Annotated in this window: 13 protein-coding genes; 4 read left to right on the plus strand and 9 right to left on the minus strand. The window is 72.7% G+C overall.

Annotated features, from left to right (window positions below):
- Window positions 1-154 precede the first annotated feature (154 nt).
- A complete protein-coding gene (locus JNB62_RS07870; protein ID WP_220300328.1) occupies window positions 155-571 on the plus strand; it encodes a DUF1844 domain-containing protein in 417 nt (138 codons plus the stop codon).
- Here JNB62_RS07870 and JNB62_RS07875 read toward each other — a convergent pair.
- The 7 genes from JNB62_RS07875 to JNB62_RS07905 all read right to left on the minus strand — a co-directional run bounded on the left by JNB62_RS07875 (window position 564) and on the right by JNB62_RS07905 (window position 6427).
- Window positions 564-1964 carry a pyridoxal phosphate-dependent decarboxylase family protein gene (locus tag JNB62_RS07875; protein ID WP_220300329.1) on the minus strand — a complete coding sequence of 467 codons (1401 nt, stop codon included), beginning with the start codon at window positions 1962-1964 and terminating at the stop codon, window positions 564-566. The genes JNB62_RS07870 and JNB62_RS07875 overlap by 8 nt on opposite strands.
- Before the next feature lie 85 nt (window positions 1965-2049).
- Entirely contained in the window at window positions 2050-2841 is a 792-nt protein-coding gene (locus JNB62_RS07880; protein WP_220300330.1) for an SseB family protein, read from the minus strand.
- Window positions 2825-3571: a bifunctional 1-(5-phosphoribosyl)-5-((5-phosphoribosylamino)methylideneamino)imidazole-4-carboxamide isomerase/phosphoribosylanthranilate isomerase PriA gene (gene priA, locus JNB62_RS07885; protein ID WP_220300331.1), complete on the minus strand. Its 747-nt coding sequence runs from the start codon at window positions 3569-3571 to the stop codon at window positions 2825-2827. The genes JNB62_RS07880 and priA overlap by 17 nt, the downstream gene beginning before the upstream one ends.
- A gap of 76 nt (window positions 3572-3647) precedes the next feature.
- Window positions 3648-4316, minus strand: a complete 669-nt coding sequence (gene hisH / locus JNB62_RS07890) for an imidazole glycerol phosphate synthase subunit HisH (protein ID WP_220300332.1) — start codon at window positions 4314-4316, stop codon at window positions 3648-3650.
- On the minus strand, window positions 4313-4921 hold the full coding sequence (hisB, locus tag JNB62_RS07895) for an imidazoleglycerol-phosphate dehydratase HisB (RefSeq protein WP_220300333.1): 609 nt from the start codon (window positions 4919-4921) through the stop codon (window positions 4313-4315). The genes hisH and hisB overlap by 4 nt, the downstream gene beginning before the upstream one ends.
- Window positions 4918-6012, minus strand: coding sequence for a histidinol-phosphate transaminase (locus JNB62_RS07900; RefSeq protein ID WP_220300334.1), 1095 nt, complete (start codon window positions 6010-6012; stop codon window positions 4918-4920). The genes hisB and JNB62_RS07900 overlap by 4 nt, the downstream gene beginning before the upstream one ends.
- Before the next feature lie 43 nt (window positions 6013-6055).
- A complete protein-coding gene (locus JNB62_RS07905) occupies window positions 6056-6427 on the minus strand; it encodes a LysM peptidoglycan-binding domain-containing protein (protein ID WP_220300335.1) in 372 nt (123 codons plus the stop codon).
- 262 nt (window positions 6428-6689) lie between these two features.
- Here JNB62_RS07905 and lexA point away from each other — a divergent pair, with 262 nt between their 5' ends.
- Window positions 6690-7370, plus strand: coding sequence for a transcriptional repressor LexA (gene lexA, locus JNB62_RS07910; protein ID WP_220300336.1), 681 nt, complete (start codon window positions 6690-6692; stop codon window positions 7368-7370).
- A gap of 105 nt (window positions 7371-7475) precedes the next feature.
- A complete protein-coding gene (locus JNB62_RS07915) occupies window positions 7476-9032 on the plus strand; it encodes a hypothetical protein (protein ID WP_220300337.1) in 1557 nt (518 codons plus the stop codon).
- Window positions 9033-9095: 63 nt separating this feature from the next.
- Here the strand turns inward: JNB62_RS07915 and metE are convergent, their stop codons facing one another.
- Both metE and JNB62_RS07925 read right to left on the minus strand, forming a co-directional pair.
- Window positions 9096-11426, minus strand: a complete 2331-nt coding sequence (gene metE, locus JNB62_RS07920; protein WP_220300338.1) for a 5-methyltetrahydropteroyltriglutamate--homocysteine S-methyltransferase — start codon at window positions 11424-11426, stop codon at window positions 9096-9098.
- Between the two features lie 84 nt (window positions 11427-11510).
- Entirely contained in the window at window positions 11511-12473 is a 963-nt protein-coding gene (locus JNB62_RS07925) for a methylenetetrahydrofolate reductase (RefSeq protein ID WP_220300339.1), read from the minus strand.
- A gap of 264 nt (window positions 12474-12737) precedes the next feature.
- Here JNB62_RS07925 and JNB62_RS07930 point away from each other — a divergent pair, with 264 nt between their 5' ends.
- Window positions 12738-14651, plus strand: a complete 1914-nt coding sequence (locus JNB62_RS07930; protein ID WP_220300340.1) for a S9 family peptidase — start codon at window positions 12738-12740, stop codon at window positions 14649-14651.
- Window positions 14652-14676 lie beyond the last annotated feature (25 nt).

A 14676-nucleotide genomic window follows, 5' to 3' on the forward strand; every position in this document is an offset into this window, starting at 1 on the left:
GGCTCTCGCACCCTGAACTACCCCTTCCGCGAGCGGTCGGGGCGGAGTGCATGACCCGGTAGCCTGGAACGGCAAGCGCGGGTGGGATGTGATCCACTTTCCGATCCGATGCAGAACGCACCGGAGACCGCAGAAGTCTATCAGAGAGAACGGCGTGGACACGATTCGAGACCAGGACGACCAGACGACGGGCGCAGCGGCGGACGATTCCGCGCGTCAGGCACGCTGGGAGGAGCAGGAACGCGCGGCCGCATCCGCCACTCGCGACATCGCGGACGTTCCTGCCGTCGAGGTGATCACGACCACCGCCGTCCACCTGCTGAGCGCCGCGGCCGTGAAGGTCGGGCTCGCCGACGACCCGGCGTCGCAGACCGACCTCGACGAGGCCCGCAAGCTCATCAACGCACTCGCCGGGCTCATCACCGCCGGCGCTCCCGAGGTCAGCGACATGCACGCGCGGTCGCTGCGCGACGGCCTGCGCTCGGTGCAGCTCGCGTTCCGCGAGGCGTCGGTCATCCCCGACCCGATCGGTCAGGGCCCTGGCGAGAAGTGGACCGGCCCGGTCAACTGAGCGCCCCACTCACGCGAGCGAGGGCGGATGCCGCAGCCGCGAGCGTGCGCTCGACCTGAGCGGCATCGGTCCCCCAGTTGCTGACCGAGAACCGCAGCACCGAGCGGCCGCGCCAGTGCGACGACGAGGCGAACGCGACGCCGTCCGCACGCAGGGCATCCGCCCAGGCATCGGTCGAGGCGTCGTCCGCGCACGCGACGCAGACCTGGGTGAAGACGACGTCGTTCAGCACCTCGACCCCGGGCAGCCGCGACAATCCGGCGGCCAGGGCGGTGGCGGCATCCGTCAGCCGATCGACGAGCGCAGTGACGCCATCGCGCCCCATCGCCCGCAGTGCCGCATAGGTCGGCACGCCGCGCGCCCGGCGCGACAGCTCGGGCACGCGGTCGTGCGGGTCGGCGTGGTCGGCGCTCGCGGTGCGGCTCAGGTAGCTCGCGGTCATCCCCATCGCCGACCGCAGCGACGGCGGGTCGGCGACGATCGCGATACCGCAGTCGTACGGCACGCTGAGCGTCTTGTGCGCGTCGGTCGCCCAGGAGTCGGCCCGCTCCACGTGCGCCGTCAGCGACCGGGAGCGGGGGGATGCCGCGGCCCACAGTCCGAACGCGCCGTCGACGTGCACCCACGCGCCGGCCAGGTGCGCCGCGTCCACGGCGGGGCCGAAGTCGTCGAACGCGCCGGAGTGCAGGTTGCCGGCCTGCAGCGCGACGATCGTCGGGCCGTGATCGAGCGCGAGCTCGGCCTCCAGGGCCGCGACATCGATACGGCCCTCGTCGTCGGACGGCACGACGACGGGTGCACCCAGTCCCAGCATCCGCACGGCGTGGTCGACGGTGTCGTGCCGCTGCATGCCGACGATGACGCGGACGCGGGGTCCACCGGCGAGCCCCTGGATGGAGGAATCCCACCCGACGTCCCGCAGCACCGCGTCGCGCGCCGCGGCCAGGCACGTGAAGTTGGCCACCGTGGCACCCGTCACGAACCCGACGTCGGCGCCGGCGGGGAGCCCGAGCAGATCCAGGATCCACTCCCCCGCGAGCTCCTCGGCCGCGATGACTCCGGGCGTCACCGCGCGCAGCGCGGTGTTCTGGTCCCATGCCGACACGAGCCAGTCGGCGGCGAGGGCTGCCGGCTGCGTGCCGCCGATGACCCAGCCGTAGAACCGTGCGCTGGGCATGCCCATGAGGCCCGGCTCGACCGCAGCGGCGAGGGCCCGCACGACATCCTCGGGGTCGGTCGCATCGTCGCCCAGCTCACGACCGAGGGTGTCTTTCACCTGGTCGACTCCGACGCGCGGCGGGATCGGGCGGTCGTCGAGGGCGGCGAGCCACGCGTGCGCGGCGTCAGCGGCCGCGTCGAGCGCTCGAGGAAACGCGTCGGATTCGGGATGCATCGGTGCAGCCTCTCTGCGACGGGCCGACGTCGCGAGACAGAAGGACTCTATGCCCGGCGGGTCGGGTCTGTCTCGACCCTCCGGATCAGGCGCGCACGAGCTTGACGGTGAGCGAGTCGACGAGCACCGCGATGCGGTCGTCTGCGGCCCAGCGCTTCGCGAGGCGTGCGAGCACCGCGTCCAGCTCGTCCTTCTCCAATCCCTGCATGAGCTGAAGACGCACGACCAGCTCCGGACCGCGCAGTCGCGCCTCGGGATCGCCGGGCTCGACCACCAGGTCGATGACGGCGAGCTCGCCGCCGATGCTCTCATGAAGGCCCGCCACGACCTCGGCCGACAGGTGGCTCGGCTCCCACGGCTGGCCCTGCCCGATCGCCCACACGGCGGGCCTGCGGATCACGAACTCCGTCGCCGAGCCCGGGTCGACGACGATGAGGTCCGTGTCGTCGGCGGTCGCCGCCAGTGCGGTGCGCACGCCGTCGGCCGGGACGGGCCGGGCGGCGGCATCCCATCGTCTCATCGTGTCGACGGACGTGAACACCGGCAGGACGCGCCGGCCGTCGGGCGCCGCGACGGTGACGATCGAGAGCTCCTGCGTCTTGTCGACCTCGAGGCCGTGCGCGCCGATGCCGTGGTCGCCCTTGTCGGCGATCAGCGGGATCAGCAGGCGGGCGGAGCGGTACGCGTCGACGACATCGGACTGCGAACCCGTGCCGGAACGGAATGCGGTGAGCGCGGCCAGCAGGGCCGGGTCGGCCGAGCCGTCGTCACCCGAGTGCGGGTTGCTGTGGAAGCTGCGTCCCTCCCACGGGACGCCGGCGGAGTCTGCGCCGTGGTGCGGGTGCGCTCCGGCGCCGGGATCAGTGTCCGGCGACATCCAGCGCCTCGGCGAGCGTGAACGCGCCGGCGTACAGCGCCTTGCCCACGATCGCGCCTTCGACGCCGAGCGGCACCAGGTCGCGCAGCGCGGCGATGTCGTCGAGGCTCGACACGCCGCCCGACGCCACGACGGGCTTGGGCGTGCGGGTCGTCAGCTCGCGCAGCAGGTCGAGGTTCGGGCCCTTGAGCGTGCCGTCCTTCGTGACGTCGGTGACGACGTAGCGGCTGCAGCCGGCCGCTTCGAGTCGGTCCAGGACCGTCCACAGGTCGCCGCCCTCGCGCGTCCAGCCGCGTGCCGCGAGCGTGGTGCCGCGGACGTCGAGTCCCACGGCGATCGCGTCGCCGTACCGGCTGATGACGTCGGCCGCCCACTCCGGGTTCTCGAGCGCCGCCGTGCCGAGGTTGATGCGCGACGCGCCGCTCTCGAGCGCCGCCTCCAGCGTGCGGTCGTCGCGGATGCCGCCGGACAGCTCGACCTGCACGCCCTTGACCTGCTTGATCACGCGGCGCAGCACGCCGGCGTTGCTGCCGCGACCGAAGGCGGCGTCGAGGTCCACCAGGTGGATCCACTCGGCGCCCTGGCGGGCGAAGTCCTGCGCGGCGTCGACGGGGTCGCCGTAGCTCGTCTCGGTGCCCGCCTCACCCTGCGTGAGACGCACCGCCTTGCCGTCGGCGACGTCGACGGCGGGCAGGAGGACGAGCTTGGGCGTGGACGCGAAATCGTTCATGTTTTCCTGGCTGATCAAGTCTTGTGAGTACCGGACGGCTCACGCGCGACGATCGCCGACGCGGACGGGCACGAGTTCAGAGGGTAGCCGCGCCGAGGCCGTCGATCCAATTCGCCAGGAGCCGGATGCCGGCATCGCCCGACTTCTCGGGGTGGAACTGCGTGGCCGACAGCGGTCCGTTCTCGACCGCGGCGAGGAACGGCGTGCCGTAGTCGCACCACGTGAGCACCGGCTGAGGGAACGGCGGCTGGACGTCGAGCAGCCACTTCTGGGCGCCGAACGAGTGGACGAAGTAGAACCGCTCGTCCTCGATGCCGCGGAAGAGGCGCGACCCCTCCCCCGCCCGCACCGTGTTCCAGCCCATGTGCGGGAGCACCGGCGCGTCGAGCTCGGTCACGACGCCGGGCCACTCGCCCAGCCCCTCGGTGTCGACGCCGCGTTCCACGCCGCGTTCGAAGAAGATCTGCATGCCGACGCAGACGCCGATCACGGGACGACCGCCGGCGAGGCGTCGTTCGATGAGCTCGTCGCCGCGGCTCGCCCGGAGCGCCTCGGCCACCGCGCGGAATGCACCGACCCCGGGGACGAACAGGCCGTCGGCATCCATCACCAGCCCGCGGTCGGACGTGAGGCGCGCGTCCGCTCCCGCGGCGACCAGCGCCTTGACGGCGGAGTGGACATTGCCCGACCCGTAGTCGAGCACGGCGACGACCGGCGCGCCGCCTTCGCGTTCGGCGTCGGTCACAGCGCGCCCTTCGTGCTCGGGATGCCGTCGACCAGCGGATCACGGGCCTTGGCCTGACGGAACGCGCGCGCGAAGGCCTTGTACTCGGCCTCGGCGATGTGGTGGGGGTCACGGCCCGCGAGGACGTTCACGTGGACCGTGAGCGCCGCGTTGAACGAGATCGCCTCGAACGTGTGGCGGACGAGGGATCCGGTGAAGTGCCCGCCGATCAGGTGGTGCTCGAACCCGGCCGGCTCGCCGGTGTGCACGAGATACGGGCGTCCGCTGATGTCGACGACGGCCTGCGCCAGAGCCTCGTCGAGCGGGACGAGCGCGTCGCCGTAGCGCGAGATCCCCGACTTGTCGCCGAGCGCTTCGCGGATCGCCTGCCCCAGCACGATCGAGATGTCTTCGACCGTGTGGTGCGCGTCGATGTCGGTGTCACCCGAGGCGCGCACGGTGAGGTCGGTCAGCGAGTGCTTCGCGAACGCCGTCAGCATGTGGTCGAAGAACGGCACCGTCGAGTCGATCCGGCTGCGGCCGGTGCCGTCGAGATCGAGCTCGAGCTCGACCGTCGACTCGCTGGTCGCGCGCCGGAGTGAGGCGGTGCGGGGTGCGGCGCTCATGCCGCCGATCCTACCGAGGCGAGGGCGTCCAGGAACGCGGTCGTCTCGTCGGCGGTCCCCGCGGTGACGCGGAGGTGGTGCGGGATGCCGACGTCGCGGATGAGGACGCCCTGGTCGTACAGGGCGCGCCAGGTCGTCGCCGGATCGTCGACATCGCCGAACAGCACGAAGTTCGTCCACGACTCGTGCGCCGTGTACCCGAGCGCCTCGACCGTCGCCGAGATGCGGTCTCGCTGTGCCACGATCTCATCCACCATGCCGAGCATGACCGGCGCGTGCCGCAGTGCGGCGCTGGCAGCAGCCTGCGTGAGCGCGCTCAGGTGGTACGGAAGCCGCACGAGGCGCAGGGCGTCGATCAGCGCGGGATCGGCGGCGAGATAGCCCACGCGCGCACCCGCGAATGCGAACGCCTTGCTCATCGTGCGCGAGACCACGAGCCGCTCGCGCCCCGGCAGCAGCGTCAGCGCCGAGCGCGCGTCGGCGGGGGCGAACTCGAAATACGCCTCGTCGACGATCACGATGCCGTCGGTCGCGTCGTAGACCGCCTCGACGACGTCGAGGGCGAGCGGCGTGCCGGTCGGGTTGTTCGGCGCGCATAGGAACACGACGTCGGGGGCCCCATCGGCGACCTGTGCGGCGGCGTCCGACGCGTCGAGGGTGTAGTCGTCGCCGCGCGTGCCCGACACCCACTGGGCACCGGTTCCGCGCGTGAGCAGCGGGTACATCGAGTAGGTCGGCGAGAAGCCGAACGCCGTGCGGCCGGGACCTGCGAAGGCCTGCAGGATGTGCTGCAGCACTTCGTTCGACCCGTTGGCGGCCCAGAGCTGCTCGCGCGTCAGACCGTGACCGAGGTAGTCGGCGAAGCCCTCGCGCAACGCTGTGAACTCACGATCGGGGTACCGGTTGACGTCGTGCAGTGCGCGGGCGATGGAGTCGAGGATGTCGTCCGCCACATCCTGCGGCACGGGATGCGTGTTCTCGTTGACGTTCAGGGCGACCGGAAGGGCTGCCTGCGGCGCGCCGTACGGCGTCTGCCCGCGGAGGTCGGCGCGTAAGGGGAGGTCTTCGAGACGTGCACTCACCCCTCCCATGGTAGAGCGGCGCGACGCGACTCCGCCCCGCGTGACGAAGCGCTCAGCGGCCGTCGCTGTACTCCAGGGGAATGGCCAGCTCTTGGCCGACCTGGACCGAGACACCGTCCAGGGCATTCAGCCGCGCGATCTGATCGACGACGTCGCGCGGGTCGTGGCCCGGGGCGACCTGCTCCGCGATGGACCACAGCGAGTCGCCCGCGGAGACCACCACCGATTCGAACGAGCCGGCCGGAGCGCCACCGTCGAGCGTCGCCAGGGCCGCGCCGCCGCCCAGCGCCATCGCGACGCCGAGTGCGATCAGCGCCGGGAGTGCGGCGAGCAGCGCCAGCACGCGACGACCGCGCACGGTCAGCCGCAGCCGCGTCGTGCGGACGGGTGCCGGAACGGACGTCGGGAAGCTGATCGCGGTCATGCTCTTCTCCTCCTGCTGGGGAGAGATTCGCACTCCCCGCTCGGCCGGGAGCGGGGAATCCGAACCTCTTTTCCGAAGCTATCTTCGATTCTGAACGATGTCAACAGTCGAACCGGAACCACATCCATCGAACGCGACACGCGGCCGCGTTCTTCCCCTCAGCGTCCAGATCCGGATACGGTTTCGATAAGAGAACCCCACCACGGGCCTCCGACATTCGAAGAAACAGCGCTCGACGATGCAGCGCAGGACGGAGCCGGACATGAGCGACGCGGCCGGGCGCGACAAGCCCCAGACGCGACGGCGCAAGAGCCTCAGCGACAAGCAGCTGGCGATCCTCGAGGTGATCCAGCGCTCGATCGCGCGTCATGGCTACCCGCCGAGCATGCGCGAGATCGGCGACGCCGTCGGCCTGAAGTCGCTGTCCAGCGTCACCCACCAGCTCAACCAGCTCGAGCTCAGCGGCTATCTGCGGCGCGACGCCGGCAAGACGCGGGCCATGGAGGTGCTGATCGACCTCCCCGGCGCCTCCACCGAGAACCCGGCCGACACGGCGCCGTCCCTGGGCGACGCCGCGCTCGTCCCGCTCGTCGGCCGCATCGCAGCGGGCGTCCCGATCACCGCCGAGCAGCAGGTCGAAGAGATCTTCCCGCTCCCCCGCCAGCTCGTCGGCAAGGGCGACCTGTTCATGCTGAAGGTCTCGGGCGAGTCGATGATCGACGCGGCGATCTGCGACGGCGACTGGGTCGTCGTCCGCTCGCAGGCCACGGCCGACAACGGCGACATCGTGGCGGCCATGCTCGACGGCGAGGCCACCGTCAAGACGTTCCGCCAGCGCGACGGACACACCTGGCTGCTGCCCCGCAACTCGGCGTTCGAGCCGATCCTGGGCGACGAGGCCGTCGTGCTCGGCAAGGTCGTGGCGGTGCTGCGCGCCGTCTGATCGTCCCCGCCCACGGCCGCGGTTCGCCCGATGAGCGCTACGGCGCTCTCACGCCGACCGGGGTGGCAGTGGTGGCGACCCGCTGTCAGGCGCTATAAGGGGGACATGACCGCCGACGCGCCCACCGCAGACGACGCCGCAGAGCTTCGGACGAGACTCGCAGCCCTCGAGGCCGAGAACGCCCGCCTCCGAGCGGGTACACAAGAGGATCCCGCCGCGCCGGAAGCCCGAGGGAAGGGGTCGCGCTGGCGCGCGTTCTTCTCCGCGCTGTGCATCGTGCTCGCGACGATCCTGGTCCCGGTGTCGATCGTCGGCGCGTGGGCGCGGAGCGAACTCGTCGACGAAGAGACCTTCGTCGCGACGCTGGCGCCCCTCGCGGAGGACCCCCATGTGCAGAGCCTGATCGTCTCGGAGGCGATGGATGCCGTCGACGCGAACGTCGACTTCAGCGAGCTCACCGGCAGCGTCATCGACGGCATCTCCGACCTCGGTCTCGGCCCCCGCGCCGTCGCGGCGCTCGAGCTCCTGCAGCAGCCGGCTGCGGACGGCCTGCGCAACCTGGTGCAGACGGGCGTGACGCGCGTCGTGGAGTCCGACGCGTTCGCCGACGTCTGGACCACCGCGGTGCGCGGTGCTCACCGCGCGCTCGTGACGACCGCCACATCGGACGGCGCGGGAGTGTTCGTGCTCACCGACGAGGGTCTGGGCATGAAGCTGGGGCCGATCGTCGACCAGGTCAAGCAGAAGCTCGTCGACAGCGGTGTGGGGGTGGCCTCGCTCATCCCCGCGGTCGACAAGACGATCATCATCGGCGACGGCTCGGCGGTCAGCACGATCCGCACGGTCTACGCGATCGCCGACGTCGCCGGATGGTGGCTGCCGTTCGTCACGATCGGGCTCTTCGTCGCCGGCATCCTGATCGCGCGCCGCCGCCCGGTGGCCGTCCTCGGCACCGGGATCGGGCTGTTCATCGGGGGCGCCGCCCTCGCGGCGACGTTCTCGGTCGGATCGCTCGTCGCGGGCAACGCCGCCGCGCGGATGGACCTGTCGGTGTCGGCGATCGACGTGATCTACGCCGCGCTCGTCGACGACATGCGCCGCACGGCGCTCGTCGTCGCGCTGCTCGGCGTGCTGGTCGCCGTGATCGGCTGGGTCACCGGCCGCTGGAAGCCGGCCCGCCGGGTGCGCGGTCTCGTGAGCGGCCTGAACGCGAGCGCCCGCACGGCGCTGGCCGCGCGGGGTCTCGACACCGGCAGGTTCGGCACGTGGCTGGGGCGCCAGCGCGTCCTGGTCCGCGTCGTCGTGGTCGTGCTCGCCGTCGTGTGGCTGATGACGCTGCGGCCGCTCTCGGCGGGCGACGTCTTCCTCGTGGTGATCGTGGCGCTCGTGGTCGCGTGGGTGCTCGAACTGCTGCAGAAGCGGCCCGGCGACGCGGCGCGCGCCGCCGCCGCGCACCTGGCCACCGACGAGGTCGAGAGGGATGCCGTCGCCACGACGATCGCCGGCGCCGATGCCGCGGCCGCCGAGGGGTCGGACGACACGCTGCCGCTGACGGCGGCGGACGCCGCGACGCTCCCGGTGCCCGACCTGGACCCCGCCGGAGCCGAGAGCAGCGGCGAGGCGACGGCGCCGCGCTCCCCGCGCACCCCCCGCAAGAAGTAGCTCCACGACACGGCGAGGGCCGGTGCGGATCCCGCACCGGCCCTCGTCCTCCGGCGGACCGAGTCAGGCGCTCAGCCGCTCGCGCACCTGCGTCGTCGCCGCGACGAGGTTGCGCAGCGACGCCACGGTCTCGTCGTAGCCGCGCGTCTTGAGCCCGCAGTCCGGGTTGACCCACACGCGCCGCAGAGCGAGCTCGCCGACGGCCCGGTCCAGGAGCGCCCCGATCTCGGCGACGGCGGGCACCCGCGGCGAGTGGATGTCGTAGACGCCCGGCCCGATGCCGGCGGCGAATCCGGAGGCCGCGATGTCGCCGATCACCTCGCCGCGACTGCGGGCCGCCTCGATCGAGGTGACGTCGGCGTCCAGGGCCGCGATGGCGTCGATCACGACGTCGAACTCGGAGTAGCAGAGGTGCGTGTGCACCTGCGTCGCCGGCGCCGCACCGGCCGTCGCGAGGCGGAACGAGCCGACCGACCAGTCGAGGTAGGCGGGCTGGTCGGCCTGCTTGAGCGGCAGCAGCTCGCGCAGCGCCGGCTCGTCCACCTGGATGACCCGGATGCCGGCGGCCTCGAGGTCGGCGATCTCGTCGCGCAGCGCCAGGGCGACCTGGTTCGCGGTGTCGCCCAAGGGCTGGTCGTCGCGCACGAACGACCACGCGAGGATCGTGACCGGACCGGTGAGCATGCCCTTCATCGGCTTGTCGGTGAGCGATTGGGCGAACACCGACCAGTCGACGGTGATCGGCGCCGGACGCGACACGTCGCCCCACAGGATCGACGGACGCGTGGCACGCGAGCCGTATGACTGCACCCAGCCGTGCTGCGTGACCGCGAAGCCGTCGAGGTGCTCGGCGAAGTACTGCACCATGTCGTTGCGCTCGGGCTCGCCGTGCACCAGGACGTCGAGTCCGAGGTCCTCCTGCAGCGCGACCACCCGCGCGATCTCGTCGCGCAGGAACGCCTCGTACTCGGCGCCGGTGAGCTCGCCGCGGCCGTGACGGGCGCGGGCGCGGCGGATGTCGCCGGTCTGCGGGAACGAGCCGATCGTCGTCGTCGGCAGCAGCGGCAGCGCGAGCTGCGCGTCCTGCGCCGCCGCACGCGCGTCGTAGTCGCCGCGGTCGAAGTCCGCGGCGCCGAGCGCGGCGACACGCGCGCGCACGTCGCCGTCGCGGACGCCCGGTGCACCTCGGCGGTCGGCGAGGGCGGCGGATGCGGCATCCACCACCTCCGCGATGCTGTCGCGTCCGCTGACGAGCCCCTCGGCCAGCGTGACCACCTGCGCGGTCTTCTGGTCGGCGAACGCCAGCCACGACGCGAGGCGCGGGTCGAGCGCCGACTCGTCCTCGACGTCGTGGGGCACGTGCTGCAGCGACGTCGAGGTCCCCGCACTCACCTGCGCGGCTCCGAGGCCGCGCAGCGCGTCGAGACGGTCCCACGCGCCGGCGAGGTCGCCGCGCCACACGTTGCGGCCGTCGATGACGCCGCCGACGAGCGTCTTGCCCTCCAGCCCCGCCGCCGCCGGCGGCACGTCGCCGCGCGTGAGGTCGATCGCGAGCGCCTCGACGGGTGCCGCGGCGAGCGCCGTCCAGGCCGCGTCCGACAGCTGTGCGTACCCGGCGGCGACGAGCACCTGCGGACGGTCGACCGCCGCCCCGAGCAGCGAGTAGGCGCGGGCCGCGGCATCCGCCAGCTCCTCCGCGGACGCCGCCAGGCTCTCGCTCACGAGCGCCGGCTCGTCCAGCTGCACCCACTCCGCTCCGGCGGCGCGCAGCGAGGCCAGCAGCTCGGCGTACACGGGCAGCAGGTCGTCGAGGCGGCTCAGCGGCGCGAACCCCGCGGGCGCGCCGTCGGCCGGCTTCGCCAGGGCGAGCAGCGTCACCGGCCCGACCACCACCGGGCGGGTCGTGTAGCCGTCTGCCCTCGCCTCGGCGACCTGGCGGGCGAAGCGGTCGCTCGACAGCGAGAACCGCGTCTCGGGGCCGATCTCGGGCACGAGGTAGTGGTAGTTCGTGTCGAACCACTTCGTCATCTCCAGGGCCGCGTCGTCGCCCGCCCCGCGCGCGGCGGTGAAGTAGGCGTCCAGCCCGATGCTGCCGTCGGCGCCGCGCAGCCCGGCGAATCGCTCGGGCAGCGCGCCCACGGCCACGGCGGCGTCGTGCACCTGGTCGTAGAACGAGAACGACTCGGGGATGGACGAGTCGCCGCGGCCGAGCCCGAGCTCGGCGAGGCGGGTGCGGGTGGCGCGGCGCAGCTCGGCGGCGGTGCGCTCGAGCCCCTCCGCGTCGAGCCGGCCGGCCCAGTGGGCCTCGACGGCGCGCTTGAGCTCGCGGCGCCGCCCGATGCGGGGGTATCCGAGGATCGTGCCGTGCGGGAACGGGGTGCGGGAATCGGTCATCGTGCTCTCTCTTCCGGTGTCGGTCGTGCGGTTTCAGGGGTCGCCGAAGACACCCGTCGGACCCGACGGGATGCGGCGAGGCGGTCAGCGGACCGCGGAGGGCATTCGGGCGCGGACGTCGACGATGCCGGCGTCGTGGAGCACCGCCAGCACGGTCTCGTGGTTGTTGAACGCGTAGAGATGGATGCCGGGCGCCCCGCCCTCGAGCACCTCCCGGGCAAGCTCCGCGGCGTGGGCGACGCCGACGGCACGTCGGGCCTCTGACGACTCCTCGGCCTCGAGCGCAGCGGCGAGCGCGTCGGGCCGTGCAACCTCGGTGAGCTCGAGGGTGCGCCGCAGCCGTGCCGGCGACGTGATCGGCATGATGCCGGGAAGGATCGGGATCGTCACGCCGGCCTCGCGTGCGCGCTGCACGAAGCCGAGGTAGTCGTCGGCGTGGAAGAACAGCTGCGTGATCGCCAGTGTCGCCCCGGCCGCCTGCTTCGCCAGCAGCGCGTCGATGTGCTCGGTCGCGTGCCGCGAGCGCGGGTGGCCGTTCGGGAAGGCGGCCACGGCGATGTCGACGTCGCCGCGCCGGTCGACGCGCGCCGCGCCCGGTACGCCCGGGATCGGCGCTTCGATGTACGGCTCGCGCTCCGCCTGCACCCGGTCGATGAGCTGGACGAGCTGTGCGGCGCTCTCGAGGTCTCCGAGGAACGCGTCGTCCTCCGTCGCGCCGACCGGCGGATCGCCGCGCAGCGCCAGGAAGCTCGTGATGCCGGCATCCAGGAACTCCCGGATCAGCGCGTTCGCGCCCGCCCACGTGTTGCCGACGCACGTCAGGTGGGCAAGCGGCTCGACGGTGGTCTCGCGCAGGATGTGGGTGAGAAGCTCGAGGGAGCGGCCGCCGGTCGATCCTCCGGCGCCGTACGTCACCGAGATGAAGCGGGGATCGACGGATGCCAGATGCCGGATGGTCTCGTGCAGCACCGGCCATCCCGCCTCGGTGCGAGGCGGGTACACCTCGAACGAGATCGGCACGGGTGGGGTGCTCAGGTCGATGGGCATCGTGTGCTCTCCGGCGGGGGCGGGACAGGGCTCAGCCGAAACGGGATGAGCCCGGTCGGCCGCGGCACCGCGCTCCGTTCCCGGGGCCGTTGGGGGCTCTGGGCGGAGGGGTGTCATCGCGGGCGGGTGCCGGGCTCGGCTGTCGCTCCTGCCCGGTGACGACCGGGCGACGATGCGTCCACCGTAGCCGATGCGACCGGGTCGGCGGCGCCTGTGACGTACTGTTTCGCCGCACGCGGGGGCGGGACGCCGTAGCGTGGAGACGTGACGTCACGCACCCCGACCCCGTATGGCAGCTGGATCTCCCCCCTCACCGCAGCGGAGGTGTCGGCGGCATCCGCCCGGATCGAGGGCGCCCGGTTCGTGGGCGACGACGTGTGGTGGGGCGAGTCCATCGCCGCGGAGGCGGGGAGGTCGGGCGTCCGCCGACGGATCGCCGACGATGCCGTCGTCGACGTGCTGCCGGCACCGTGGAGCGCCCGCTCGCGCGTGCACGAGTACGGGGGCGGCTCGTGGACCGCGGCCGACGACGGCACGCTGTATTTCGTCGAGAAGGCCGACCAGCGCGTCTGGCGCCTGGAGCCCGGTGCCGAGCGACCGGTCGCGCTGACCTCTGACGCCGGCGACGTGCGCTACGGCGGGCTCTCGCTGCAGCACGGCCGCCTGCTGGCCGTGCGCGAGGACCACACCGCTGGCGGTCCCGTCCCGGCGCGCGACATCGTCGAGATCGCCCTCGACGGCGCGGGCGCCGTCTCTCTCGTCGCCGGGAGCGACTTCGTTGCCCACCCCGCGATCTCGTCCGACGGCGCGCACCTGGCGTGGATCGCGTGGGACCATCCCCGGATGGCGTGGGACAGGGCCGAGCTGCGCCTCGGCGCGATCGACGGCGGGCGGGTCGCCGGGTGGCGCACGCTCGCCGGCGGTGAGTCCTCGCCGCTGCAGCCGGAATGGATGGGCGAGGACACGCTGGTGTTCGCCGACGACCCGACCGGCCGGTGGAACCTGTGGCGCACCGATGTCGCCGCCGCAGGCCCGACCCCCGTCGCGCCGGCGGACGCCGACACCGGCGGCGCGCTGTGGGTGCTCGGCACCCGCTGGTACGGCGTGCTCGATGACGGCCGCATCGTCGCGGTCCGCACGAACGGGGCGGATGAGCTCGTCGTCATCGGGACGGACGGCGGGGTCGAAGACCTGCCGGTCGAGCCGGTGACGCAGCTGTCCGTCGAAGACGTCAGCGGCTCGCGCGTGCTCCTGTCGGGAGCGGGCCGGCGCGGCGCCGGCCTCTGGCTGGTCGACGTCGACCATCCCGAACGCAGCCGTCTGGTCGCCGGCGCCTCCTCGCCCTGGGACGACGAGTGGATGCCGGTCCCCCGCGCCGTCACGACGCCGGGGCCGCACGGCCCGGTGCACGCCTTCGACTATCCGCCGACCAACCCGCACGCGACGGCGCCCGACGGGGAGCGGCCGCCCTACGTCGTGTTCGTGCACGGCGGTCCGACGAGCCATGTCGGGGGTGCAGCATCCGGCAGGATCGCGTACCTCACGAGCCGCGGCATCGGCGTGCTCGACGTGAACTACGGCGGGTCCACGGCCTACGGCCGCGCCTACCGCGAGCGCCTGCTCGGGCAGTGGGGCGTCGTGGACGTGGACGATGTGGTCGCCGCCGCGCGCGGCCTCGCCGATGTGGGCGCGGCCGATCCGGAGCGCCTCGCCATCGCGGGCGGATCGGCAGGCGGATGGACGGTGCTGTGCGCCGTGACCGGCTCGGACGCGTTCGGGGCCGGCATCAGCCGCTACGGCGTCGCCGACCTGCGTCTGCTCGCGCAGGACACCCACGACTTCGAGGCACGGTACCTCGACGGCCTCGTGGGCCCGCTTCCCGAGGCCGAGGAGCTGTACGTGGAGCGATCACCCCTGTCGCACCTGGACCGGCTGCGCACTCCCCTGCTGCTGGAGCAGGGGCTCGACGACCGCGTCGTCCCGCCGTCGCAGTCCGAGGCCGTGCGTGACGCCCTCGCCGCCAACGGCGTCGCACACGCGTACCTGGCCTTCGAGGGCGAGGCGCACGGCTTCCGCCGCGCCGAGACGCTCGTGACGACGCTGGAGGCCGAGCTGGCGTTCCTCGGCCGGGTGTTCGGATTCCCGACGCCGGGCGTGCCCGCGATCGATCTGGCCTGACCCGTGCTGGACGGGCGCCGAGGCG

The sequence above is a fragment of the Microbacterium jejuense genome (genome assembly GCF_019511665.1).
In the GTDB taxonomy this organism is placed as follows: Bacteria; Actinomycetota; Actinomycetes; order Actinomycetales; family Microbacteriaceae; genus Microbacterium; species Microbacterium jejuense_A.

Excerpts from the sequence above, each read along its gene's own strand:
- JNB62_RS07875 (WP_220300329.1), bottom strand. The coding sequence starts at position 1,964 with ATGCATCCCGAATCCGACGCGTTTCCTCGAGCGCTCGACGCGGCCGCT.
- JNB62_RS07880 (WP_220300330.1), bottom strand. The coding sequence starts at position 2,841 with ATGTCGCCGGACACTGATCCCGGCGCCGGAGCGCACCCGCACCACGGC.
- priA (WP_220300331.1), bottom strand. The coding sequence starts at position 3,571 with ATGAACGATTTCGCGTCCACGCCCAAGCTCGTCCTCCTGCCCGCCGTC.
- hisB (WP_220300333.1), bottom strand. The coding sequence starts at position 4,921 with ATGAGCGCCGCACCCCGCACCGCCTCACTCCGGCGCGCGACCAGCGAG.
- JNB62_RS07900 (WP_220300334.1), bottom strand. The coding sequence starts at position 6,012 with ATGGGAGGGGTGAGTGCACGTCTCGAAGACCTCCCCTTACGCGCCGAC.
- JNB62_RS07905 (WP_220300335.1), bottom strand. The coding sequence starts at position 6,427 with ATGACCGCGATCAGCTTCCCGACGTCCGTTCCGGCACCCGTCCGCACG.
- lexA (WP_220300336.1), top strand. The coding sequence starts at position 6,690 with ATGAGCGACGCGGCCGGGCGCGACAAGCCCCAGACGCGACGGCGCAAG.
- JNB62_RS07915 (WP_220300337.1), top strand. The coding sequence starts at position 7,476 with ATGACCGCCGACGCGCCCACCGCAGACGACGCCGCAGAGCTTCGGACG.
- metE (WP_220300338.1), bottom strand. The coding sequence starts at position 11,426 with ATGACCGATTCCCGCACCCCGTTCCCGCACGGCACGATCCTCGGATAC.
- JNB62_RS07925 (WP_220300339.1), bottom strand. The coding sequence starts at position 12,473 with ATGCCCATCGACCTGAGCACCCCACCCGTGCCGATCTCGTTCGAGGTG.